Origin of the sequence: Streptomyces prunicolor NBRC 13075 (assembly GCF_000367365.1) — a bacterium.
GTDB lineage: Bacteria > Actinomycetota > Actinomycetes > Streptomycetales > Streptomycetaceae > Streptomyces > Streptomyces prunicolor.
On sequence record NZ_BARF01000073.1, the window covers coordinates 15,628 to 37,351 of the forward strand.

The window sequence follows — 21,724 nt, forward strand, 5'->3', positions numbered from 1 at the left end:
ACCGCAGGTGTCCCGGCCCACCACCACCGACGTGAACCTGCTGGTCGTGGACGACGAGCCGACCGTACGGGAGCTGCTGTGCGCGGCGCTGCGGCACGCGGGTTTCACGGTTGCGTCGGCCGCCACGGGGCAGGAGGCCCTCGACGGGGCCCGTGCCGTGTCGCCGGACCTGGTGCTGCTGGACATCATGCTGCCCGACATGGACGGCTTCGAGGTGATCCGGCGGCTGCGCGAGCAGCGCGGAGCGGCCTCCCGCTCGGGGCACATCCCGGTCGTGTTCCTCACCGCCCGTGACGCCACCCAGGACAAGATCGAGGGGCTCGTCCTCGGCGGCGACGACTACGTCACCAAGCCCTTCGACCTCCAGGAGCTGATCGCCCGGATCGGCGCGGTGCTGCGCCGCACCAGCGGCGCCCCCTCCGCGCTGCTGCGGGTGGCCGACCTCGAACTCGACCCGGAGGGCGTCCAGACGACCCGCGCGGGCGAGCCGATACGCCTCTCGCCCACCGAATTCCGGCTGCTGCACTACCTGATGACCAACGCCGGGCGCACGGTCGGCAAGGCGCAGATCCTCGGGCGGGTGTGGGAGTACGACTTCGGCGGCGACACCGGGATCGTCGACACGTACATCAGCTATCTGCGCCGGAAGCTGGACAACGGCGGGCCGAAGCTGATCCACACTGTGCACGGTGTCGGGTACGTGCTGCGCGGGCCGCGGGCATGAGCGCCCGCAACTGGCTCCGGCCGCGCGTCATTTGGGCGCGGGCCTCGCTGCGGAGCCGGGTGCTGCTGATCGCCGTGGTGCTGCTGACGGCCGGGTTCACCGCGTTCAGCCTGGTCACCGGCAACGCGCTGCGCTCGTACATGGCGGACCGTGTCGACGCCCAACTCCGGGCCTCCGCCCAGGTGTTCGCCCTGCTCCCGTCGACCGTGGCCAAGACCGGGACCGGGACCGGCACCGGCGGGAAACCGCCGCCCGGCCTCACCGACTTCAGCACCGAGGTGCTGGGCAACCCCGTCATCACGTACGTCACCAAGAACGGCACCGTCGAGAGCAGCATCGACTCGCTCGCCGGTGCCAAACGCACCGAGGACGCGTCGGGACCCGACCTGCCCCGGCTGGACGCGTCCGCCGTCGCCGCCCGCGCGGGCAAGCCGTTCACCGTGGCCGGCACCTCGGGCGACACCCGGTGGCGATCGATCGCCGTACCCCGGGTCGTCGGCCGCACACTGCTGGGCGGCCGCGCGGCGGGCAGCGTGATCGTGTCGGCGCCGATGAGCCAGGTGGACGGCACGGTGGACCGGATGTGGCACATCTACGAGACCACCGGGCTCGGCCTGCTCGTGGTGCTGGGCCTGGCCGGCTGGTTCGCGGTGCGTTCCGGGCTGCGCCCGCTGACCCGGATCGAGCAGACGGCCGCCGAGATCGCGGCCGGTGACCTGTCCCGCCGGGTGCCCGAACTCGCGGGCCCGCACACGGAGATGGGCCGGCTCGCCACCGCCCTGAACGGCATGCTCGCCCAGCTGGAGACCGCGTTCGCCGCCCGCGCGGAGTCCGAGGCGCGGATGACCCGCTTCGTCGCCGACGCCAGCCACGAGCTGCGCACCCCGCTGGCCGGCATCAAGGGCCTCACGGACCTGCATCGCATGGGCGCCCTCGCGGACCGGGAGGACATCGACGCCACGATGGCCCGTATCGCCCGGGAGTCGGACCGCCTCGCCCGGCTGGTGGCGGACATGCTGCTGCTCGCCCGCTTCGACGAGCACAGCCTGGGAACCACCGGCGAGCCGGGCCCCGCCCTCGAACTGGCCCCCACCGACCTGCGCACCCTCGCCGCCGACGCCCTGCACGACGTACGGGCCCTGGACGCGACCCGCCCGGTCGCGCTCACCGGCCCGGACGGCGTCGGCGCCCCCGTCTCGGCGCCCGCTCTGGCCGACGAGGCCCGGCTGCGCCAGGTCGTGACCAACCTCGTCGGCAACGCGGTCGCCCACACCCCGCCCGGCACCGCGATCCGCATCGGGGTGGGCACGGTCGGCGAGGACGCGGTCCTGGAGGTGGCGGACGAGGGGCCGGGGCTCACCCCGGCCCAGACCGCCCACGTCTTCGAACGCTTCTACCGCGCCGACACGTCCCGTACGCGCGCCACCGGTGGCGCCGGACTGGGGCTGGCCATCGTCGACTCCCTGGTCACCGCGCACGCGGGGCGGGTGGAGATCGACTCGGCGCCCGGGCGGGGGGCGACCTTCAGAGTCCGGCTCCCGCTTCATGCCGATCGTTCCGAACTGCGGGCGCCGGCCGGTGTGTTGGGGTGAGCTCCGAGTGCTGAGCGCTGCGTGGTGCGTGCCGCGTGCTCGGTGAGGACCTCGGTGAGCTGGCGGGTGGTCTGCCGGGCGACGCGGGGTTCGGTGGCCGCTTGACTCGTGTACGCGTTCAGCCCGGTGGTCAGGCCCCAGCCCATGCCGCGCGTCCAGGTGGCGTCGTCCACGTCGAGCGCGGCGCGGAAGAGCGGGCGGGTGGTGGCCGACAGCAAGGTGTACGCGACGACCAGATCGCAGGCGGGATCACCCATGCCCAGGCCGCCGAAGTCGATGACGGCGGAGATACGGCCGTCGGCCGTGAGCAGATTGCCGGTGTGGAAGTCCCCGTGGCACCAGACCGGTTCGCGGTCCCAGGCGGGGGCGTCGAGCGCGTTGTCCCAGACCTCGGTCAGGGCGGCCGTGTCGAAGACTCCGGCCACGGCCTCGATCGCCGCCCGGGTCGACTGGTCGCGATCGGCCAACGGGGCGCGGTCCAGCTCGGGATGGGGTCCGGGGAGCAGGGTCCCGGCGGCGGGGATCGCCTGCAACGCCCGTAGAAAGTCGGCCAGTTGACCGGCGGCCAGGTCGGGATCGGCGAGGCTGTCCACGCTCGCCGTCGTGCCGTCGAGCCAGCGGGTGACGGACCAGTGCCACGCGTAGCCGCGGCCGGGTGCGCCGAGTGCGAGCGGTTCCGGTACGGCGAGCGGCAGTTGGGGTGCGAGGAGGGGGAGCCAGGTGTGTTCCTTGGCGGCCTCGCCGTCCGCCCAGTCGCTCCGGGGCAGCCGTACGGACATGGTCTCGCCGAGCCGGTAGATGGCGTGGTCCGAGCCGGCGGGTTCCAGGCGGCTCAGGGGGAGTTGGGTCCAGTCGGGAAACTGCTCGGCGAGCAGGCTGCGGACGAGGGTGGGGTCGACGGTCATTATTCCCTTTCCCGAGAGGCAGGTACCCGGTCAAGGTTGGCAGCAAGTGGTGCGCCGGTCCTGCCAATTACCGGCTGACCGGCTGACCGGCTGACCGGTTGGACCAGGTGTCCACCCCTCCCCGTGATCCACCGACCCGGCCCGCGAGACACCTCGCGGCGAGGAGCCGTACATGACGCACACGATCAGCGACGGTGTTCACCCGCGGCTCGTCGCCAGCGACCTCGACGGCACCGTCGTGCGGGAGGACGGGACCGTCTCCGCCCGCACCGTGGAGGCCTTCGCCCGAGTCCGGGACGCCGGCGCCGAGTTCGTGTTCGCCACCGGCCGCCCGCCCCGCCTGATGGGCCCGATCGCCGACGCCTTCGGCGGGTCCGGGACGGCCATCTGCTCCAACGGGGCGTACCTCTACGGCATGGCCACCCGCAGTGTCGTGGCGGAGCACGCCATCGACCCGCACACCCTCGCCGAGACCGTCCGGCGGCTCCGCGCGGCGATCCCGGGCATCGGCCTCGCCGTGGAGTACGCCACCGAACTCCACGGCGACGACCGCTACGAGGCCGGGGCGTGGGACGACGACATCACCGTCCGGCGCCCCGGCGAGGCCGGCCTGTGGCACCGTCCGGCGCCCAAACTGGTCGGCCGGCACCCGCACTTGACCGCCGACGAGCTGCTCGCCCTCGCCGCCCCGGCCCTGGGCGACCTGGTCACCGTCTACCACTCCAACGGCGAGCGCCTGGTCGAGGCGATCGCCGTGGGCGTGAGCAAGGCGCATGCGCTACGGCAGTTCGCGGCCGACCGTGGCATCACCGCCGCGGAGACGATGGCGTTCGGCGACATGCCCAACGACCTCCCGATGCTGGCCTGGGCGGGCCTGTCGTACGCCGTCGCGGGCGCCCACCCGAGTGTTCTCGACGCGGTCGCCCACGTCACGCTCTCCCTCGACGAGGACGGGGTGGCACGGGTGATCGAGCGTCACTTTCCGGGCGGGCGTCGGGTGAGTGCGGGGGGAACGGAGCGTCGGTACTGAGGAGTTGGGGGAGCGGAGTTTCGACAGGGGCCGGTGTCGGCAGCAGGTGGTCCTCCCACCAGGACAGGCCCAGGACGGTGGCGAGCAGGACGAAGGGGGTCGAAGCCGGAACGATCAGCGCGTACATGTGTCCGCCTGTCGTGAAACGCGTACGGGGCGGCGGGCGGCAGAAGGGCGCCCGCACGGAGCGCGTCGCTGCCGCGTCACGAACCGGCACCGGTGCGCGAGAGAAAGTCGACGCTGCCGGGGACTGTGGCCGTGCGGCACACGCCAGCCCCCGCAACTCCCCCCGGACAGACGCCCGATGGCCATCCACTTCCGGCCGCTTACGGAAGGTGGCGTTGCGCTCAGGTCGTCTCCGTCGGATGCCCTTCCGCGAGGGTCGTCTCCGCGGGATGGCCTTGGGCGTGGGTCGCCTCCGCCGGATGCTCTCCCGCTCGGGTCGCCCCCGCTGGACGGTCCTGCGCTCCGGTATCCCTCGCCGGACGGCCTTGCGCTCCGGTTGCCCCCGCCGGATGGCCCTGTGCTTGGGCTGCCCTCGCCGGATGCTCGTCCGCTCGGGTCGACCCTGCCGGACGGCCTTCCGTTTGGGCCGTCTTCAACGGATGCCGTTCCGGTTGGGTCGCCCTCGCCGGGATGCTCTTCCGCTCCGGTCGCCCCGTCGGACGGCCTTGCGCTCCGGTTGCCGCCGCCGGATGGCCCTGCGTTCCGGTCGTCCCCGGCCTGTGCCAACCGGCGACGGCACCGGACGCCGAGAGGTTTCAACTCGGCGTTCCGGGCCACCCGTTGAACATGTCCAGACGCTACGGCGGAAGCCCCGCGGGGACGGTCATCTCCGTCATCGCGGACATCGCGGCACTGATCCTGATCCTGTGGATCGCTCTCTATCTGTTCGACGCCAACACCGCGAACAACTCGGTCGACTGGGTCCACAACGCGGCCGACTGGCTATCTGGCTGGTCGCACAACCTGTTCACCATCCACTCGGCGGACTGGCGCACTGTCGTCAACTACGGCCTGCCCGCCCTCGTCTATCTCTTCATCGGCCACGCGGTGGCCACCGGTGTCAACCGGAGCTAGACCGCTACTGGGCCTTCAACCGCCTTGCCGTCAGGCCGCCTTACCTCATGACCTTCGGGCCGCTGGGCCTCAAGGTTGTGCGGGTAGGCGGCCGACCGGTGCTGGAAGGAGAGGATCTTCGGGTTCTGGACGACACCGTCCCGGATCTCGATGGCCTTCCGCACCGTGACGTCGCCGTCCCAGCCGGCGGGCCCGCTCATGACCGTACGCAGATACGGCAGGAGCGCCTCGCTGATCTCCCACGTCGCGGAGTTCCACAGGTGGGACGGGCTGTGGTCCACGGCGTAGTAGTGGCAGCCCGGTCCGACCGTGGCCATCGGGTCGCCGAAGCCGCTCGGCCGGGCCCAGGCGAAGCCCATGCCCTCGTCGCAGGCCACGTCGATGAAGAAGGTCCCCGGCTGGAACAGCGCGAGTTCCTCGTTGTTGACGAACATCAGTGGCGCGTCGGTGTCCTGGAGCACGCAGTTGACGACAATGTCGAACCCGGCCAGGTACTGCGCGAGCGGCACGGGCCCGAGGCCGGTGACCGCCTGGAGGCGCGTCGGGTCGTCCTCCTGCTCCTCGAAGTGACCCATCACGACCGACGGCATCGGCGATGCCACGGCCGCCGCCGCGCGCTGCGTGAGCACGGTGACGTCGGAGACGCCCATCGCGCCCAGGCCCGTGACCGCGCCGCGTGCGGTGGCGCCGAAGCTTATGACCACGGCCCGCAGCCGACGGCCGTAGCTCCCGGTCAGCCCGCCGAGCTGCAGGGCGTGCAGCACCGAGCAGTAACCGGCCAGCTCGTTGTTCTTGTGGAAGACGTGGACGCTGAAGGCGCCCGTGGAGGTCCAGTGGTTCATGGCCTCCCAGGCGATCAGGGTCAGCCGTCGGTCGATGCCGAGCTGCGTCGTCTTCTCGTCCTGCACACAGTGCGGCCAGCCCCACAGCACCTGGCCCTCGCGCAGCTCGGCGAGGTCCTCGTGCATGGGCTTGGGCAGCAGCATGATGTCGCACTCCGCGACCAGGTGTTCACGGGAACGGAGGCCGCCGACGAGGGGGCGCAGCGCGTCGTCGGCGATGCCGAACCGTTCGCCGTAGCCCTGTTCGAGGAAGATCCGCTTTCGGATGTCCGGGGCGATCCGGTCGAGGTGGCGGGGGTGCAGCGGCAGACGGAACTCGTTCTCCTTGCGGGAGGAGTGCAGTACTCCGAGACTCATGAGGCTCATGTGGGGCGGCTCATTTCCGGCCGGACGCGATGCGCTCCGGCGTTGCCGTTCCCCGAGGGCGACGCCGAAACGGCTGACGGCGTGCGAGGTGCGCTCGGTAATCTCACGTTACTCCAGTCCGGAAAGGGCCGGATTCCGCCGTCGTCGCAGCGTGGGGGTTCCGTAACACGGAGTGATGCCCCTCGGTGCGGTCCTCGGCTTCGTCGCCACCAGCATCGGCTTCACGATGTTCCGCACGAAGGACCTCCACTCCAGCGCGCCGCCGACGATCTTCCCGGACATCGACGAGGACGGCGACGTGCGCCCCGGCGACGCCTCGGCCCTCCCGGTCGACGCCCCGGCCTGATCACACCGCGCGGCGCGGGACCAAATGCCGCCCCCCGAACGGGAGTTCGTGCTCGCCCCCGGCGGCGCCCCGCCCGCCGTCTTGATAGGAAGAACCCCGTGACCGACGCATGGGACGCGCACTACGCCGACGGCAACACCTTCAGCCCGCTCCGCGACGCCGAACGCGCGCTGCTCGCCGAGCACGCCCCGGCGCCCGACGGTGGCGGACACGCCCTGGACGTCGGCTGCGGACTGGGTGAACTCGCCCGCCACCTCGCCGAGTCGGGCTACGAGGTCGACGCCGTCGACTTCGCCCCCGCCGCCCTGACCCACGCCCGAGCCCAGAACGCGGCCACCGCGGCCACCGCAGCGGTGAATTACCACCTGCTCGACATCGAACGCGACAGCCTCGACGCCCTGCCCCACCCCGCCTACGACCTGATCACCTTCCGCCTCAGCTGGGCCTTCGTCCACGACCGCACCCGGGTGATGAACCGGCTGCGCGAGCGGCTGCGGCCGGGCGGTGTCGTCTGCGTGATCACGCCCGTCGCGGCGGACGTACCGGACGGCAAGCGGTCCATCGCCCTGGACGACGAGGAGTTCGGCGCGCTGTGCGCGGGTTGGGCGAGGGCCGAACGGTACGACGCGGACGGGCTCGCGTTCGTCGTCCTGCGTGAACCCGCCCCCGCCGCCTCCACCTTCACGGGCAAGAAGCGCCCCTCACCGCACGCCCTCACCGGCGCCGGTGTCGTCGTCACCGACGAGGCGGGGCGCATCCTGCTGGGCTGGTCGGTGCGCGGGGTCTGGGAGTTGCCCGGCGGCAAGAACGACGCCGATGAGGGCTTTCTGGCGGCGGGCGTACGGGAGTTGGCGGAGGAGACCGGTCTGAAGGCCGACCCGGGTGGGGCGCGGCTGCTCGCCCTGTTGATGGACTCCACGCACGGCATCCCCCGGTTGACGGGCGCCGTCCGCGTCACCGCCTGGACCGGCCAACCCACCGTCACGGAACCGCAGTTGATCCACCGCTGGGAGTGGCACGAGGTCGCCGACCTGCCCGCCCTGTCGCAGCCGCTGTTCACGCCGAGCGCGCACGTCATCGACACGGTCTGGCCCGGCCTGCTGCCCGACCTGCCGCCCGTCCACCGTTACCCGATCACCCCGGCCGCGACTCCCGAACCCGCCCAACAGGCCGCCGAGGCCGCCGAGTTGAGGGAGGCGATGACGGACCGGCTCGTCGCGGACGGCTGGGTGGACGCGGGCGGCGCGATCGACGCCGCGTTCCGCCGCGTCCCGCGCCACCGCTTCCTGCCCGGCACCGCCCTGCCGGACGCCTACGACACCCATCAGGCCCCGGTCACCAAACGCACCCCCGGCGCGACGGCCACGAGCAGCGTCTCCGCGCCCTGGGTGCAGGCCGCCATGCTCCGCGACGCCGCGCTCCGCCCCGGCGACACCGTGCTCGAGATCGGCTCCGGCGGCTACAACGCGGCCCTCGTCCAGGAGGTCGTAGGCCCGCACGGCAGCGTGACGAGCATCGACATCGACCCCTACGTCACCGACCGCGCCCGCCGCTTCCTCGACGACACCGGCCACCACCGGGTCCGCGTCCACCTCGGCGACGGCGAACACGCCCCGGCTCAACTCGCCGCCCCCGACAGCGTGGACGCCGTCCTCGTCACCGTCGAGGCCCGCGACCTCCCACCCTCCTGGACCGCTCAACTGGCCGACGGCGGACGGCTGGTGGCGCCGCTGCGCGTGCACGGCTACACCTGGTCCATCCCCTTCACCAAGCGCGCCGGACTGCTCACCGCGGACACCTACACGGTGTGCGGGTTCGTCCCCCTCCAAGGCCCCGGCCACCGCGAGGACGCCATCACCCGACTCCGCGGCGGCGAGGTGACCGTACGGTTCGCCGACAGCACCCCCGCCGACACCAGTCGGCTCGACGACGCCCTCGCCATGCCCCGCGTCGAACACTGGACCGGCATCACCATCCCCGGCGAGACGCCCTTCGACATGCTCCTGCTGTGGCTGGCGACCCACCTCGACGGCTTCGCCCGGCTCGCCGTCCCCGCCGACCACGACCCCAACATCCGTACGACGCCTGGCGGTTGGGACGCCGCAGCCGTCGTACGGAACGACTCCCTGGCCCGCCTCCTGACCCGGAAGCTTTCTGAAGACGGCACGCCACTCTGGGAGTTCGGCATCCACGCCTACGGCCCGCACGCCGACGACCTCGCCCAGACCATGGCCCACCAGGTCATCGCCTGGGACCGCGAGGCACGCGGCACCATCACCCCACGCCTGACGGTGAGTTCGGCCCAGGAGGCAGCACCGACAGCACCGACAGCACCGGACGAGGACCCGTCCGTCATCACGAAACAGCACGCACGGCTGACCTTCGACTGGTCCGCGGCCTCTCCTCCTCGCGACCACGGCGGACGAGCGGGCCAGGACTCCTGAGCCGTCGGTCAGGACCCCAGACCGGGCAGCGGCTCGGAGCCGTCCACGAAAGCGCGCGCCACGTCGGACAGCCGCCGGTTGTGCGCGCGGGCGTAGCCGCGCAGGGTGGTGAAGGCGCGTTCCATGTCGATGCCGAGGCGTTCGGCGAGTTTGCCCTTGACCTGCTCGATCAGGACGCGGCTGTTCAGAGCGGTCTGGAGCTGCTCGTTGAGGATCGTGCTGCGGTGGCTGGAGCGCTGCTGGAGGAGACTGATGGTCGCCACGTCGGCCAGCGCCTGGGCGACCAGGGTGCCCGCCGGGTCGAACGGACCGGGGGCGGCCCGGAACAGGTTGAGGGCGCCGACCACCTCGTCCCGCAGCCGCATCGGCAGCGCCTGTACGGCGGTGAAGCCGCTGCGGTGGGCCGTCGTGACGAACCGCGGCCAGCGCTCGGCCTCCCGGCTCAGGTCCGGGACGATCACGGGTGAGCCGGAGCGGAAGCACTCCAGGCAAGGGCCCTCGTCGTTCTGGAGCTGGAAGAGCTCCAGGAGCCGTACCTGTTCGTCGGAGGCCGCCATCACCCGCAGTTCGCCGTCGCGGTCCGCGAGCAGCACGCCCGCCGCGTCGGCTCCGAGCACGCCCACACAGCGGTCGGTGAGCAGACGCAGGAAGTCGATCAGATCGAAGTCGGCGACCAGGTTGTCCGCCAGTTCGACGAAGGTCTTGGCCAGGAGCTGCTGATTCATCGGGTCACCTTCGTTGGGACTGGTTCCGCCGGGAGGGGGGCGGGAAGTGCGGTGGGTGCGCTGACCGGTGACGGGGCGTCAGGTGTCGTCGCCGGCCCGGTCCGGCTCCGCGTGCGGGGAGAAACGGAGCCGGTGGGCGACGACGTCGGCGGCCACGTCGGCGAGCCGCCGCCCCCGCATATAGGCGTGCGCCCGCAGTCGTACGAAGGCCTCGTCGATGCCGATGCCGAGCTGGACGGTGAGGATGCCGGTGGCCTGGTCGATCTCCGCGCGGTGGCCGTCCAGGTCCTCGAAGCCCCGGTCCGCCGGGGCCGGCCCGCCCGTCCCGTCGATCCGCGCGTCGAGCAGGAGCAGCGTCGCGAGATCGGCGAACGCGAGAGCGTCGGCCAGTTGTTCCGGGTCCAGTACGGTCGGCACCTCGGCGTACAGGTCCAGGACGCCCGGGCTGATCGCCCCCACCTGGAGGGGGAGCGCGAAGACCGCGCGGGCCCCGGCTTCCAGCGCCGCGTCCGCGAACACGGCCCAGCGGTCCTGGAGTCGACCGGTGAGCAGGTCCGGCGTCAGGACGGCCGAACCGTCCAGGAACGCGTCCACGCACGGGCCCTCGCCCAACGTCAGTTGCAGTTCCTCCAGTTGCTCGCTGATGTCGTCGGTGCTGCACAGCGGATGGCTCGCCGCGGTGCGGGACATGGCGGACAGCCCGGCCCCGCCGACCGGGAGCGCGGCCACGGCCGCGGTGCACACGTCCAGCACACCGGCCCGCCCACCGCGCCGCGCCGCCTGCTCGGCGACCAGCACCTGGATCCGGGCCGACCGGCCGCCGGGCCTCATTCGAGGCACCGCGTCCAGAGGCTGTCCCGAAGTCCCGTGAGCAGTACGGCAGTTGGTCCGAGGGCGGGAGGCTGGGGGACCCGCCCCGTTCGGTCACGGCGGTGGACGGTGAGGTGAGTGAGGGGCATGACGCCTCGGTTCGGAGGAGCATCCGGCAACGGGCGTGGTGGCACCGGGAGTTACGGTGCCCAGGGCGCGCTGCCGACAAGGGGGCGTACAGGAATGCGCCGGGTGACGGACGAAGAAGCCGCTCCCCGCGACCATCTGTGTCGAGCATCTGTGCCGAGCTACGACGAGCCGCCGGGGTCTGGGACGTCCTGACCGCAGCATAGTCCTCGTGACGGTGCGCGGGCGGTCTCGCAGGGAAGTGGAGAAGTTCCGGACGCCGCCGAGTCGATGCTCAGCGGGCGGTGGTCGGCAGTAGGCGATCGGTGCCGCTCACGGTGTTCCGTCGAACGCCTCGCGGAGGTCGGGCAGGAACGAGACGAGGTGGTTCATCTCGGCCGCGCAGTGGTGCGGCAGCGCGACGCCGAGCGCCTGGAGGTCGGGCGGACCGGCGTCGGCCAAGGGCGCGAACCAGCGCAGGCCGAGACGCTGGGAGCCGGCGAACTCCTCCGCCGCTCGGTGCAGGGTGTGCGCGCCGCCGGTCTCGGGGGCGACGCGGTGGAGATTCCACCAGCCCGTACGTTCGCAGGCGGCCAACAGCGTTCCGTCCGGGGCCCATTCAGCCTGCGCCACGGGGTCACCGGGCCCGCCGACGAGTGTGCGGGCCCGCTGGAAACGTCCGTCGCCGCCGACGTCGGCGATCCTCAACTCGGCCGCGTCCCACGGCATATGGGGGTGATCCCAGGCGAGCCACACGGCCCGTGAACCGTCGGGGGAGACCCGGGCACCGGATGGGAAAGCGGATCTGTTGCGTCCGTGGCAGGTCAGACCAGCCCCGCGTAGTGCACGGTCAGGGCGATCTGGACCCGGTTGGTGTGTTCCAGCTTGGTGAGGATGTGGGAGACGTGAGCCTTGACGGTGGCCACGCTCATGTACAGCTCGGCCGCGATCTCCGCGTTGGTCCTGCCCCGGCCGACGGCCACGGCGACCTCGCGTTCCCGGTCGCCCAGCCGGTCGAGGCGGATACGGGCCTCGGCGGTCTCCGGCCGGCGCGGGACTGTCGTATCGCCGCCCTGGGTGACCCGGGCGATGAGCTGCTCGGTCACCGCGGGGGAGAGCACCGGCTCACCCGCCTTCACCCGGCGTACCGCCGCGACGATCTCGGCGGGCGGGGTGTGCTTGAGCAGGAAACCGGCCGCGCCCGCGCGCAGTGCGCCGAGGACCTGCTCGTCGTCCTTGAAGGTCGTCAGCATCACGACGGCCGGTGCGCCGGGCCGGGCCCGCAGCAGCCCGGTCGCCTCCAGGCCGTCCACGCCGGGCATCCGGATGTCCATCAGCACCAGGTCGGGGGCGTGCTCGTCGACCAGGGCGAGCACCTCGCCGCCGTCCGCCGCCTCGGCCACGACCTCGATGTCGTCGGCGCCGCCGAGCATCAGCCGGAGTCCTGAGCGGACCAGCGGGTCGTCGTCGACGAGCAGCACACGGATCATGCGGGCCAGGGTAGCCAGGCCCGCAGCGCGTACTCCGCTCCGTCCTCGCCGTGACTGAACCGGCCGCCCGCCAGCGCGACGCGCTCCGCGAGGCCGATCAACCCCTGCCCGGAACCCGGGACGTCGTCGCGCGGGCCACCCGGTCCGGTCGGATGGACGGGATCGGCCGGGTTGGTCAGCTCCAGGGTGAGCCCGTCGCCGGGGCCGCCCGCCACCGTGATCCTGACCGGCGTACCGGGGGCGTGCTTCCTGGCGTTCGTCAGCCCTTCCTGCACGAACCGGTAGGCGGCGAGCCCGGCGATCCCCGTAGGACCGCCACCGTTGCCCGACCCGGTGCCGCCCATGTCGAGGTCGACCTTCATACCGGCGTCCCGCGACTCCCTGACCAGGTCGGGCACCTCGGCGAGCCCGGTCCGCGCGGGCCGGGTCGCGGTGCTGCAGTCCGCGACGGGAGCCCCGGCCGGTGACCGCAGCACCCGCAGCACCACCTGGAGATCCTCCAGCGCCTGGTGCGAACTCTCCCGGATCACGGCGGCGGCCCGGGCGGTCTCCCGCACGGACGCGCCGGCGTTGAACTCCAGCGCCCCCGCGTGGACGCTCAGCAGCGACAGCCGGTGGGCCAGCACATCGTGCATCTCCCGCGCGATGTCCTCCCGCGCCTCCCGCTGAGCGCGCTGGGCACGCAACACCGCCTCCGCCTCGGCCCGTTCGGTGCGCTCGCTCAGCGAACGGACGAACAGGCCCCAGCCGACCGCCGCGGCGATCAGGACACCCAGGATCACCGCGTTGGCGAGCGGCACCCCGGAGACGTAGGGACTGCTCAGAAAGTGGACGGGGATCGGCAGCAGTGCCAGCAGGGCGACGGTCAGGATCGTGCGCGGCGGCCGGAGGACGGCGACGGTGAAGAGCGCGACGATCAGGGGCACCACGGCCGGGGTGACGGTCGCGGCGGCGATCGCCACGACGGCGACCGCGGTCGGCCACCGCCTGCGCCACCACAGCGCCCCGACGGCGAGCAGGGAGACCGGATTCACCGCCCAGTTGAAGCCGAGCAGCAACGGCGACGAGAACACCAGCCGGTCGAACGGCCAGGTAGCGGAACCCAGTCCCGGGCTCAGCGCCAGATCGCCCCTGACCTGGATCAGCGAGAGGGCGGCCGAGAGCACCAGGGCCAGCACCACAATGCCCAGGTCGATGGTCTTCTCACGCCGGTAACCGCTCACAAGCGACAAATGTAGAGGGGCCGTCGACGGGGGCCGTACAGACTTTGGTCTAGAGACTTTGGTCGTACGACGAGGTCAGAGCACCGACTTTGCGCCGAAGCCGCCCATGGACCGCCGCTCCTAGCGTTCCGGGAGTCACATCGGATCCCTCATGGAAGGCCCGGCCTTGAAGAAGAACCTCCTCCTGCTGTCCGGAGCGCTGCTGGCGCTCTGCGGCGGGGTACCGCTCGCCCAGCGGCTCTACGACCGCCTCACGCTCTGGGGTTTCGGCGTACCCGGCTACGGCCCGTCGCTGATCAAGCTTGCGCTGCTGCTCGCCGGGGTCGCGATACTCGTCCTCGCCGTACGTGTGCGGCAGCACAATGACTGATCCGGCAGAGCGCCCGGCGCTGGAGGCCGTCGGGCTCGGCAGGCGCTACCGGCGTGGGTGGGCGCTGCGGGACTGCTCGTTCCGGCTGCCGGCCGGCCGGATCTGCGCGCTGGTCGGCCCGAACGGAGCCGGCAAGACGACCCTGCTGTCGCTGGCCGCCGGTCTGCTGGAACCGAGCACCGGCACCGTCCGGCTGGGCGGACACCCGGCCCGGTCCGCCGAGGCCCGGCAGCACACCGCGTTCCTCAGCCAGGAGAAGGCGCTCTATCCGCGCTTCCGGGTCTCCGACACGCTGCGCATCGGCCGCGAACTGAACCCGACCTGGCACCAGGAGACCGCTGAACGCATCGTCGCCGCCGGCAACATCCCGATGGACGCGCGGGTCGGCACCCTGTCCGGCGGCCAGCGCACCCGGGTCGCCTTCGCGCTGGCGCTGGGCAAGCGGCCCCGGCTGCTCCTGCTCGACGAACCGATGGCCGACCTGGACCCGCTGGTCCGGCGCCAGATGATGGACCTGCTCATGTCCGAGGCCGCCCAGCACGGTTCGACCGTGGTGATGTCCTCCCACCTGGTCTCCGAACTGGAGGGCGCCTGCGACTTCCTGGTCCTGATCGACAACGGCACGGTCAGGCTCGCCGGCGACGTGGCCGAACTCATCGGCGCCCACCGGACGGTCTCCGCCCCCGACGCACAGGCGGCCCGCCTGGCGAAGCTCCCCGGCCAGGTGACCGTCGAGACCCGCAGCACGGGCGGTCGTACGACGGCACTGATCCGCCCGAGGGGCCCACTCCCGGCGGACCACACCCCGGCCCTGCCGAGCCTGGAGGAACTGCTCCTGGCCCACCTGCGCACAGCCGACGCACCCCCGCTGATCACGTCCACGGCACGCGCCGGCACGCATCGCGAGGTGACGGTGTGAGCGGCTCCGTGACCATCAACTCCCCTTCGCCCCAGCCAAGTTCGGCACTCCGAATGCGACGCCTACGACGACTGCCACGGCTCCGCGGACTGACCTGGCTGGTCTGGCGGCAGAACCGGCTGGCGTTCTGGATCGGCATCGGCGCCGCGCTCGCCGTAGCGGCGTACGCGATCGTGCGCCACCAGGAGATGACGACCGCCATCGCCGAGGGCCACCTCGACGCCTGCCGGGGCACCACCGTCCCGGCCGGCGACTGCTCCCACAAGCTCAACTCCTTCGGGCAGACGTACCAGTTCCCGATGCGCCGCCCCCTCCAGGCCATGCTCGCGCTGCCGTTGGTCTTCGGCGTCTTCCTCGGCGGCCCGCAACTGGCCCAGGAGTTGGAGTCCGGCACCTACCGGACCGTGTGCACGCAGTCGGTCACGCAACTGCGCTGGTTCGCGGCCAAGTTGCTCGTCCCCGTCGTCCTCACGACGCTGATCAGCGGGACCATCGCCGCCGCGATGACCTGGTGGTGGCGGCCGGCGGGTTCGCTGCTGGGCGGCTGGTTCCCCTGGTGGCAGTGGTATCCGTACGACGGCATCGGCCCCGTCGTGGTCGGCCTGTCCGTCCTCTCCCTGCTCATCGGCGTGACCGCGGGCCTGATCCTGCGCCGCACGGTCCTGGCGATGGGCGCGACGGTGGTCGTGAGCGCGGCGGCGATGTACGTGCTCGAGTCCGTCCGCGGCCACCTCCTGCCCACCGCCCTGGCCACGGTCCAGCACCCGACCGGCACGGCGGCCCCGTCGAACGCGTGGGTCCTCTCCGAGGGCGCGGCCGACGCGACCGGTCGCCGCGTACCGGATCTGCCGAGCTGCTACACGGCCGACGACTACACCAAGTGCCTTGTCCAGCACGGCAGTACGGGCCGCTGGGCGGAGTTCCATCCGTCGTCCCAGCTGTGGCCGTTGCAGTGGGCGGAGACGGGCCTGTGCGCGTTGCTGGCGGCGGCGCTCGCGGGGTTGTGCGTGTGGTGGATCCGCCACCGCCCGGCCTGACCCGCCCCGAAAAGGCCGAACCATGCAGACGTCAATTCCCCAATTCCCCGCCGATGAACAGGCGGAGACTCGTGAGTGGGCGGCAGCGTAAGGCGGACACCGGCGAGCACGCCGATCAGGATTACGCCTACTCCGTGCGAAGCGCCGTCGCCGTCCGGGCCTTGGCCGCCCAGCCGGCCGGGAGCAGCGCCCCCAGCACGGCTATCGCGACGCCGGCCAGCCCCAGCAGCACCAGTTGGGGAGCGTCGTACACATCGAGGATCGACGGCGGCAGATTCGTGCCCGCCGCATGCCCCATCACCGGCAGCACGAAGCCGTGCAGCGCGAACCCGAGAGGTACCCCGATCAGTCCGCCGAGCACGCCGATCCCGGCCACCGAGGCGAGTACGAGGCTCACGGTCTGCCGCGGCGACATACCGAGTGCCTTGCAGACGCCCAGGTCGTGGACTCGTTCGCGGGTGTCGAGGACGACGGAGTTGAGCACGCCGAGGCCCGCCACGGAGACCAGCATGAGGGTGAGCAGCACCGCGATCGCATCCAGGACGATGATCATGCCCTCCTGCTGCGAGGGGGAGTTGGCGATGACGTCGCCGCCCATCGGCTCCACCACCGCGTGCAGCTTCTCGGCGTACGCGGCGGGGGAGACACCCGGCTTCACCTCGATCTGGAAGACCTGGGGCTTGGCCCCGGCGAAGTCGGCGAGGTCCGCGTGGATCGACAGGCCGTCGTTCGAGGTGTCGAAGGCCTCGCCGACGATCTTCAGGGTCTGCGTGTCCTTCCCGAGGGTCACCCGGACCTTGTCGCCGATCTTGGTGGCGGTCCGGTCCAGGAAACCGGTGGGGACGACGACCTGCCCCGCGCCGGTGATCCAGTGCCCGGAGATCATCTCGTAGCTGCCGGGACGGGAATCGCCCTGGTAGAGGGTGGCCTGGACCGAGCCGGAGATCCCCGCCACGGTGACATCGTCCTTGGCCATGCCGTAGTACGAGGCGGTGCCGGCCTGCGCTTCGATGGCGGCGCGGACCTTCGCCGGGTCGGCGGACGGAGGACTGTCGCTTCCCGCCGCGGGGTTCATGTGGCGAACTCCGCCTCCGGCGCCACCCGGGACGGTCGGCCCGCCGACGACGGCGGTGACCGCCGCGCGGTCCTCGGGATCCGACGCGCTGCCGACCGCGTTCAGGGACGAGGTCAGTCCCACCGCGAAGGTCGCCGCGACCGTGCCGAAGGCCACCGCGAGCAACATCGCGGCCGTACGGACCGGATGGGCGAAGGGGCTGGCGAGGCCGTAGGTCACCGCCCGCGGCAGCGGCAGCCGCCCGGCCGCCCGGTGCGCCCACTGGCCGCGCCCCGTGCGGGGGGCCCGGCCGATCGCGATGGCCTCGACCGTGCGCAGCCGCCCGGCCCGCAGCGCGGGGACCAGCGCCGCGAGCCCGACGACCAGCAGCGCGACGGCAGGCACGACGACGTCCACCCACCAGGCCACCGTCAGCGAGGCGGTGCCGTACACCTGCTCGGTGTCCTCCAGCAGTGGAACGGCCAGCACATTGCCCAGTACGACCCCGAGCGCGATACCGGCGCCGGCCGGGATCAGCGCCTGGGCCACATAGGCCCGCACGACCTCGCGCGGGGTGAAGCCGATGGCCTTGAGGATGCCGATCCTGCGCAGACTGGTGCCGACCGCGCCGCTGATCAGGCTGCTGATGATGATCACGGACATCACGATGCCGAGCACGCCGAAGGCCACCATGAACGGGATGGTCGCCGCCGCGCCCGTGTCGGCGGCACGCTTGGTGTCCAGGTAGGACTGGGTGCCCAGCAGGGCCCCGGACGATACGGCGGCGATGAGCTTCTCGCGGTCGGCGGAGATCTGCGCCTTGGTTCCCGCGGAGTCGAAGCGGTAGAGCATCTGACGTGTGACCGGTGTGTCCTTGGAGGCCAGCGCGCCGACCTGCCCCGGGGTCGCCCAGGCATCGGCGGTCTGGCCGGCCGACACCGCGAAGCCGACGACTTTCAGGGTCGGGCTGTCGGTGGCATCCGAGGTCTTCAGGGTGGAACCGACCTCGAGGAGGGGGCTTTTGAACGACGCGGAGAGAACGACCTCGCCAGGCTTCGTGGCCCACCGGCCGGACTGCAGGTCCAGATCGTCCACGTCGCCGTGCGGACCGGACCGCCCGACCAGACTCAAGGCCGGCGGGTGCCCGCCCTCCGAATCGACCGGGCTGATGGTCGTCGACGGATACGGCCCCGCGCTCGCGGTGACGCCGGCCAGCCGCTTCGTCGCCTCCAGTTGCGCCGCACTCACCTTGGCCGGATCGAACTGCGCGGTGACATGGGGACCGTGCTGCTTCGCGAAGGCGTGGTCGAAGGGGGCGTTCGAGACGACGATGAGCGACCCGGCGATCACGGCCGCGGCGACCGCCATCATGGTGGCCACGGCGATCACCACCGTCTGCACCCGGCGCCGTCCCACCCCGGAGCGCACGACCCGGCCGAGCGCGCCGGTACCGAAGGGGCTCATCGGACGGCCTCCACATGCGTGTTGAAGGGGTTCATCGGACGGCCTCCGCACGCGTGTCGAGGGAGAGATGGCCGTCGACCAGCTGAATGGCGCGGCTCGCGCACGCCTCCGCCAGCGCCATGTCATGGGTGACCAGCACGAGGGTCTGCCCGCCGCGGTGCAGCTCCATCAGCAGCTCCCGTACGTCGTGGCCCGAGGCGGTGTCGAGCGCGCCGGTCGGTTCGTCGGCGAGCAGCAGCGCCGGCCGGTTGACCAGCGCCCGGGCGACCGCGACCCGCTGGCGCTCGCCGCCGGACAGCCGGCCCGGGTAGGCGCGGGCGTGCTTGGTCATGCCCAGCAGTTCCATCAGCTCGTCGGCGCGGGCCGCCGCCTTGCGCCGCGGGGTCCCGGCCAGCTGGGCGGGAAGCTGGATGTTGTCGACGACGGTGAGGTCGTCGAGCAGATTGAAGAACTGGAAGACCATGCCGATCCGGTCGCGGCGGAACCGGGCCAGCGCGTGCTCGCTCAGCTGGTCGATCCGCTGCCCGGCTACGGTCACGGCGCCTTCGGTCGGCTTGTCGAGGCCGGCGACCAGGTTCAGCAGCGTGGACTTGCCGCTGCCGGAGGGACCGGTCACGGCGAGCGCCTCGCCCTGGGCGACGCTGAGGTCCAGCGGTCCGAGCGCGGACGCACCGGCGCTGTCGTAGCGCTTCGCCACGCCCGCCAGTTCGATCACGTGAGTCATGGGTGTGGTCCGTCCTTGTGGTCGGGAGTCGGGAGTCGGGAGTCGGGAGTCGGGAGGTCGGGAGGTCGGGAGGTCGGGAGGGAGCTGTCTGTGTCGGCTCAGCGAAGGTAGGGCCGTGGTCCCCTGGGGCGCGTCGGCCGCGGCACCGACATCCGGGCCTCCCTGCGAAGGAGGTGCCTGCGGCCTCATCCCTGCGAAGTACGCCTGAGGGACGGCGATTTGGCCGCGCAGGAGGACGCGGAAGGGGGCGCGGGGACCGCACAATGAGCCGGTGGAGACGGAGGGACGGCAAGGCTGGCGTCGGCAACTGCGCGACGCGCTGCGGTCGGAGGCGGAGGACGCCCCGCGGTCGCGGCGGGCCGTGCGCGCCGATGTGGTGCTGGCGGTCCTGCTGACCGTTCTCGCGCTGGTCGTGGCGTCGCGCTATCCCGGCGACGGGCCGGTTCGGGTCAGCTCGAAGGCCGAGTCCGGGTATGCCCGCGACGGGTCGTCGGTCCCGCGCCCGCCCACGCCCCCTGTACCGGGTGCGCGGGTCGCGGAGCGCGAACCCTCCGCCCCGGCCTGGCCGCTGGTCGTCCTTTCCGCGCTGCCGCTGGCGGCCCGGCGCAGGTATCCGCTGGCCACGTTCGGGGTGGTGCTGGGCGCGGCGGTGGTCATCGGCGACGCCGCCTCCTGGATCAACGTGCTGACCTGCGTCATCGGCGCCTACAGCGCCATCATGTACAGCCGCTACCGGGCGCGGGCGACGGCCGGTCTTGTCGTCGCCGCCGTGCTGGCCGGCCTCGCGTTCCAGGACACGGATCCGGTGTTCCCGGGCTGGTCGAGCCCGGCGGTCGTACTGCTGGTCGCCGGGGTGCTGGCCAGCACCGTCCGCTTCTGGCAGCGGCGGCTGGCGGCCAGCCGGGACCGGTACACACGGCTGCAGCAGGTCCAGGAGGAGAGCATGCGCCGGGCCGTCGAGGAGGAGCGGGCCCGGATCGCCGCCGAACTGCACGACGTCGTGACCCACAATGTGAGCGTGATGGTCATCCAGGCGGGCGCGGCACGCAAGGTGATGGACGCGGCGCCGGAGCGGTCGAAGGAGGCCCTGCTGGCGGTCGAGGCCGGAGGCCGGGCCGCGATGGCCGAACTGCGGCATGTGATGGGCCTGTTGGCCGCCCCGGACACCGGCCGCCCCGACAGCCCCGCCGACGGCCTCGAACCGCAGCCCGGCCTCGGGCAGCTCGACGCCCTGATCGAGCGGGTACGTGGAGCCGGGACACCGGTCGGCGTCGCGATGTCGCTGCCGCCCGACCCGCTGCCGCCCGGGGTGGACCTCGCGGTCTACCGCGTCGTACAGGAGGCACTGACCAACACCATCAAGCACGCGCCCGGCGCCGACGCCTCCGTCACCGTCGGATACACCGGAGACTCACTGGAGATCGAGATCACCGACACCGGAGCCGTCCGCGACGTCCCTCAGGCGGACGGCAACGGCAACGGCCGCGGGCTGATCGGGCTGCGGGAACGGCTGGCGGTCTACGGCGGCGAACTCACGGCCGGTCCCACCCTCGCCGGCGGCTACCGCATCAAGGCCCGAGTCCCGTGGCGGACGGCGTGAACCGGCCGGCGCTGCGCGCCGTCATCGCCGACGACCAAGCCCTCGTACGCACCGGCTTCGGAATGATCCTCGCCGCGGACGGCATCGAGGTGACGGCCGAGGCGGCCGACGGAGCCGAGGCGCTCGCCGCGGTCCGGCGCACCCGGCCCGACGTCGTGCTCATGGACATCCGGATGCCGCGGATGGACGGCATCGAAGCGACCAGACGGATCCTCGCCGACGGGCCGGACGGCACCAAGGTCATCATCCTGACCACCTACGACCTCGACCACTACGTCTACGCCGCGCTCACCGCCGGCGCCAGCGGCTTCCTGCTCAAGGACGTCAGCCCCGAGCATCTCGTCGCCGCCGTACGCCTCGTGCAGTCCGGCGACGCCCTGCTCGCCCCCGCGATCACCCGCCGCCTGATCGAACGCTTCGCCCAGCGCGAGGAGGACCGGCCGGCCGGTCTCCACCGCGACCTGTCCGGCCTGACCCCACGCGAACTGGAGGTGCTCCGCCTGCTCGCGACGGGCCTGAGCAACGCCGAACTCGCGGACCGCCTGCTCCTCAGCCCGACCACGATCAAGACCCACATCGGCCGCATCCTGTCCAAGCTGGATCTGCGCGACCGCGTCCAGGCCGTCGTCCTCGCGTACGAGACGGGACTCGTCTCCCCGGGAGGCGGGGGTTCCTAGCTGCTCCGCCCGGGCGGTGGCGAGTGGGTAGCCGAGGATCTGGAAGCTGTCCGTCGTGAGCTGCTGTGGGTAGTTGATGGTTCGGGGGCCAGGGCCAGGGCCAGGGCCGGGGGTGACGGGGTCGCCGTAGCTGACGTCGAGTTGGAGCTTGAGTCGTGCTCGGGGTGTGGCGGCGT

Annotated in this window: 20 protein-coding genes; 11 read left to right on the forward strand and 9 right to left on the reverse strand. The window is 72.1% G+C overall.

What is annotated here, in order from left to right:
- Window positions 1-7: 7 nt before the first annotated feature.
- Window positions 8-724: a response regulator transcription factor gene (locus tag SPR02S_RS30860; protein WP_019060893.1), complete on the forward strand. Its 717-nt coding sequence runs from the start codon at window positions 8-10 to the stop codon at window positions 722-724.
- Window positions 721-2,316 (forward strand): sensor histidine kinase, encoded by a 1,596-nt coding sequence (locus SPR02S_RS56645; RefSeq protein ID WP_052347078.1) that lies wholly within the window; start codon window positions 721-723, stop codon window positions 2,314-2,316. The genes SPR02S_RS30860 and SPR02S_RS56645 overlap by 4 nt, the downstream gene beginning before the upstream one ends.
- On the opposite strand, the gene SPR02S_RS30870 is transcribed toward SPR02S_RS56645, so the two are convergent.
- Window positions 2,268-3,221: an aminoglycoside phosphotransferase family protein gene (locus SPR02S_RS30870; RefSeq protein ID WP_019060895.1), complete on the reverse strand. Its 954-nt coding sequence runs from the start codon at window positions 3,219-3,221 to the stop codon at window positions 2,268-2,270. The two genes, SPR02S_RS56645 and SPR02S_RS30870, sit on opposite strands and share 49 nt — an antisense overlap.
- A 172-nt stretch (window positions 3,222-3,393) precedes the next feature.
- On the opposite strand from SPR02S_RS30870, the gene SPR02S_RS30875 reads away from it, so the two are divergent.
- Both SPR02S_RS30875 and SPR02S_RS30880 read left to right on the forward strand, forming a co-directional pair.
- Window positions 3,394-4,251, forward strand: coding sequence for an HAD family hydrolase (locus tag SPR02S_RS30875; RefSeq protein WP_019060896.1), 858 nt, complete (start codon window positions 3,394-3,396; stop codon window positions 4,249-4,251).
- Between the two features lie 792 nt (window positions 4,252-5,043).
- A complete protein-coding gene (locus tag SPR02S_RS30880) occupies window positions 5,044-5,331 on the forward strand; it encodes a hypothetical protein (RefSeq protein WP_019060897.1) in 288 nt (95 codons plus the stop codon).
- On the opposite strand, the gene SPR02S_RS30885 is transcribed toward SPR02S_RS30880, so the two are convergent.
- Window positions 5,328-6,539 carry a N(5)-(carboxyethyl)ornithine synthase gene (locus tag SPR02S_RS30885; protein ID WP_019060898.1) on the reverse strand — a complete coding sequence of 404 codons (1,212 nt, stop codon included), beginning with the start codon at window positions 6,537-6,539 and terminating at the stop codon, window positions 5,328-5,330. The two genes, SPR02S_RS30880 and SPR02S_RS30885, sit on opposite strands and share 4 nt — an antisense overlap.
- Window positions 6,540-6,714: 175 nt before the next feature.
- Here SPR02S_RS30885 and SPR02S_RS63845 point away from each other — a divergent pair, with 175 nt between their 5' ends.
- Window positions 6,715-6,885: a hypothetical protein gene (locus tag SPR02S_RS63845; protein WP_019060899.1), complete on the forward strand. Its 171-nt coding sequence runs from the start codon at window positions 6,715-6,717 to the stop codon at window positions 6,883-6,885.
- 98 nt (window positions 6,886-6,983) lie between these two features.
- Window positions 6,984-9,329 carry a methyltransferase, FxLD system gene (gene fxlM / locus SPR02S_RS59585; RefSeq protein WP_019060900.1) on the forward strand — a complete coding sequence of 782 codons (2,346 nt, stop codon included), beginning with the start codon at window positions 6,984-6,986 and terminating at the stop codon, window positions 9,327-9,329.
- Between the two features lie 8 nt (window positions 9,330-9,337).
- Here the strand turns inward: fxlM and SPR02S_RS30900 are convergent, their stop codons facing one another.
- From SPR02S_RS30900 to SPR02S_RS30920, 5 genes are all read right to left on the reverse strand, one after another.
- Complete coding sequence (locus SPR02S_RS30900) at window positions 9,338-10,054, reverse strand: GAF and ANTAR domain-containing protein (protein ID WP_019060901.1); 717 nt, start codon at window positions 10,052-10,054, stop codon at window positions 9,338-9,340.
- A gap of 78 nt (window positions 10,055-10,132) precedes the next feature.
- Complete coding sequence (locus tag SPR02S_RS30905; protein ID WP_019060902.1) at window positions 10,133-10,885, reverse strand: ANTAR domain-containing protein; 753 nt, start codon at window positions 10,883-10,885, stop codon at window positions 10,133-10,135.
- A 438-nt stretch (window positions 10,886-11,323) separates the two neighbouring features.
- Window positions 11,324-11,719, reverse strand: coding sequence for a hypothetical protein (locus tag SPR02S_RS30910; RefSeq protein WP_019060903.1), 396 nt, complete (start codon window positions 11,717-11,719; stop codon window positions 11,324-11,326).
- A gap of 95 nt (window positions 11,720-11,814) precedes the next feature.
- Window positions 11,815-12,480 (reverse strand): response regulator, encoded by a 666-nt coding sequence (locus SPR02S_RS30915; protein ID WP_019060904.1) that lies wholly within the window; start codon window positions 12,478-12,480, stop codon window positions 11,815-11,817.
- Window positions 12,477-13,703 (reverse strand): sensor histidine kinase, encoded by a 1,227-nt coding sequence (locus SPR02S_RS30920; protein WP_019060905.1) that lies wholly within the window; start codon window positions 13,701-13,703, stop codon window positions 12,477-12,479. Before SPR02S_RS30920 ends, SPR02S_RS30915 begins: the two co-directional genes overlap by 4 nt.
- Window positions 13,704-13,869: 166 nt before the next feature.
- On the opposite strand from SPR02S_RS30920, the gene SPR02S_RS30925 reads away from it, so the two are divergent.
- From SPR02S_RS30925 to SPR02S_RS30935, 3 genes are read left to right on the forward strand one after another with little or no spacing between them, the layout of a single operon-like run.
- Window positions 13,870-14,073 carry a hypothetical protein gene (locus SPR02S_RS30925; protein ID WP_158697892.1) on the forward strand — a complete coding sequence of 68 codons (204 nt, stop codon included), beginning with the start codon at window positions 13,870-13,872 and terminating at the stop codon, window positions 14,071-14,073.
- Window positions 14,066-14,992 carry an ABC transporter ATP-binding protein gene (locus SPR02S_RS30930; protein ID WP_019060907.1) on the forward strand — a complete coding sequence of 309 codons (927 nt, stop codon included), beginning with the start codon at window positions 14,066-14,068 and terminating at the stop codon, window positions 14,990-14,992. Before SPR02S_RS30925 ends, SPR02S_RS30930 begins: the two co-directional genes overlap by 8 nt.
- Complete coding sequence (locus SPR02S_RS30935; RefSeq protein ID WP_245607641.1) at window positions 14,989-16,029, forward strand: ABC-2 membrane transporter-related protein; 1,041 nt, start codon at window positions 14,989-14,991, stop codon at window positions 16,027-16,029. The genes SPR02S_RS30930 and SPR02S_RS30935 overlap by 4 nt, the downstream gene beginning before the upstream one ends.
- Before the next feature lie 127 nt (window positions 16,030-16,156).
- Here the strand turns inward: SPR02S_RS30935 and SPR02S_RS30940 are convergent, their stop codons facing one another.
- Together SPR02S_RS30940 and SPR02S_RS30945 are read right to left on the reverse strand one after the other, a co-directional pair.
- On the reverse strand, window positions 16,157-18,547 hold the full coding sequence (locus tag SPR02S_RS30940) for an ABC transporter permease (RefSeq protein WP_019060909.1): 2,391 nt from the start codon (window positions 18,545-18,547) through the stop codon (window positions 16,157-16,159).
- A gap of 31 nt (window positions 18,548-18,578) precedes the next feature.
- Window positions 18,579-19,271, reverse strand: a complete 693-nt coding sequence (locus SPR02S_RS30945) for an ABC transporter ATP-binding protein (protein ID WP_019060910.1) — start codon at window positions 19,269-19,271, stop codon at window positions 18,579-18,581.
- Window positions 19,272-19,542: 271 nt separating this feature from the next.
- Here SPR02S_RS30945 and SPR02S_RS30950 point away from each other — a divergent pair, with 271 nt between their 5' ends.
- Together SPR02S_RS30950 and SPR02S_RS30955 are read left to right on the forward strand one after the other, a co-directional pair.
- On the forward strand, window positions 19,543-20,871 hold the full coding sequence (locus SPR02S_RS30950) for a sensor histidine kinase (protein ID WP_019060911.1): 1,329 nt from the start codon (window positions 19,543-19,545) through the stop codon (window positions 20,869-20,871).
- On the forward strand, window positions 20,856-21,548 hold the full coding sequence (locus SPR02S_RS30955) for a response regulator (protein WP_019060912.1): 693 nt from the start codon (window positions 20,856-20,858) through the stop codon (window positions 21,546-21,548). The genes SPR02S_RS30950 and SPR02S_RS30955 overlap by 16 nt, the downstream gene beginning before the upstream one ends.
- Window positions 21,549-21,724 lie beyond the last annotated feature (176 nt).

What these genes read in the sequence shown, in the direction of transcription:
- SPR02S_RS30880 (WP_019060897.1), top strand. Translation starts at nt 5,044, where the DNA reads ATGTCCAGACGCTACGGCGGAAGCCCCGCGGGGACGGTCATCTCCGTC.
- SPR02S_RS63845 (WP_019060899.1), top strand. Translation starts at nt 6,715, where the DNA reads ATGCCCCTCGGTGCGGTCCTCGGCTTCGTCGCCACCAGCATCGGCTTC.
- SPR02S_RS30940 (WP_019060909.1), bottom strand. Translation starts at nt 18,547, where the DNA reads ATGAGCCCCTTCGGTACCGGCGCGCTCGGCCGGGTCGTGCGCTCCGGG.
- SPR02S_RS30930 (WP_019060907.1), top strand. Translation starts at nt 14,066, where the DNA reads ATGACTGATCCGGCAGAGCGCCCGGCGCTGGAGGCCGTCGGGCTCGGC.
- SPR02S_RS30905 (WP_019060902.1), bottom strand. Translation starts at nt 10,885, where the DNA reads ATGAGGCCCGGCGGCCGGTCGGCCCGGATCCAGGTGCTGGTCGCCGAG.
- SPR02S_RS30885 (WP_019060898.1), bottom strand. Translation starts at nt 6,539, where the DNA reads ATGAGCCTCATGAGTCTCGGAGTACTGCACTCCTCCCGCAAGGAGAAC.
- SPR02S_RS30945 (WP_019060910.1), bottom strand. Translation starts at nt 19,271, where the DNA reads ATGACTCACGTGATCGAACTGGCGGGCGTGGCGAAGCGCTACGACAGC.
- SPR02S_RS30910 (WP_019060903.1), bottom strand. Translation starts at nt 11,719, where the DNA reads ATGCCGTGGGACGCGGCCGAGTTGAGGATCGCCGACGTCGGCGGCGAC.
- SPR02S_RS30900 (WP_019060901.1), bottom strand. Translation starts at nt 10,054, where the DNA reads ATGAATCAGCAGCTCCTGGCCAAGACCTTCGTCGAACTGGCGGACAAC.
- SPR02S_RS30870 (WP_019060895.1), bottom strand. Translation starts at nt 3,221, where the DNA reads ATGACCGTCGACCCCACCCTCGTCCGCAGCCTGCTCGCCGAGCAGTTT.
- SPR02S_RS56645 (WP_052347078.1), top strand. Translation starts at nt 721, where the DNA reads ATGAGCGCCCGCAACTGGCTCCGGCCGCGCGTCATTTGGGCGCGGGCC.
- SPR02S_RS30915 (WP_019060904.1), bottom strand. Translation starts at nt 12,480, where the DNA reads ATGATCCGTGTGCTGCTCGTCGACGACGACCCGCTGGTCCGCTCAGGA.
- SPR02S_RS30875 (WP_019060896.1), top strand. Translation starts at nt 3,394, where the DNA reads ATGACGCACACGATCAGCGACGGTGTTCACCCGCGGCTCGTCGCCAGC.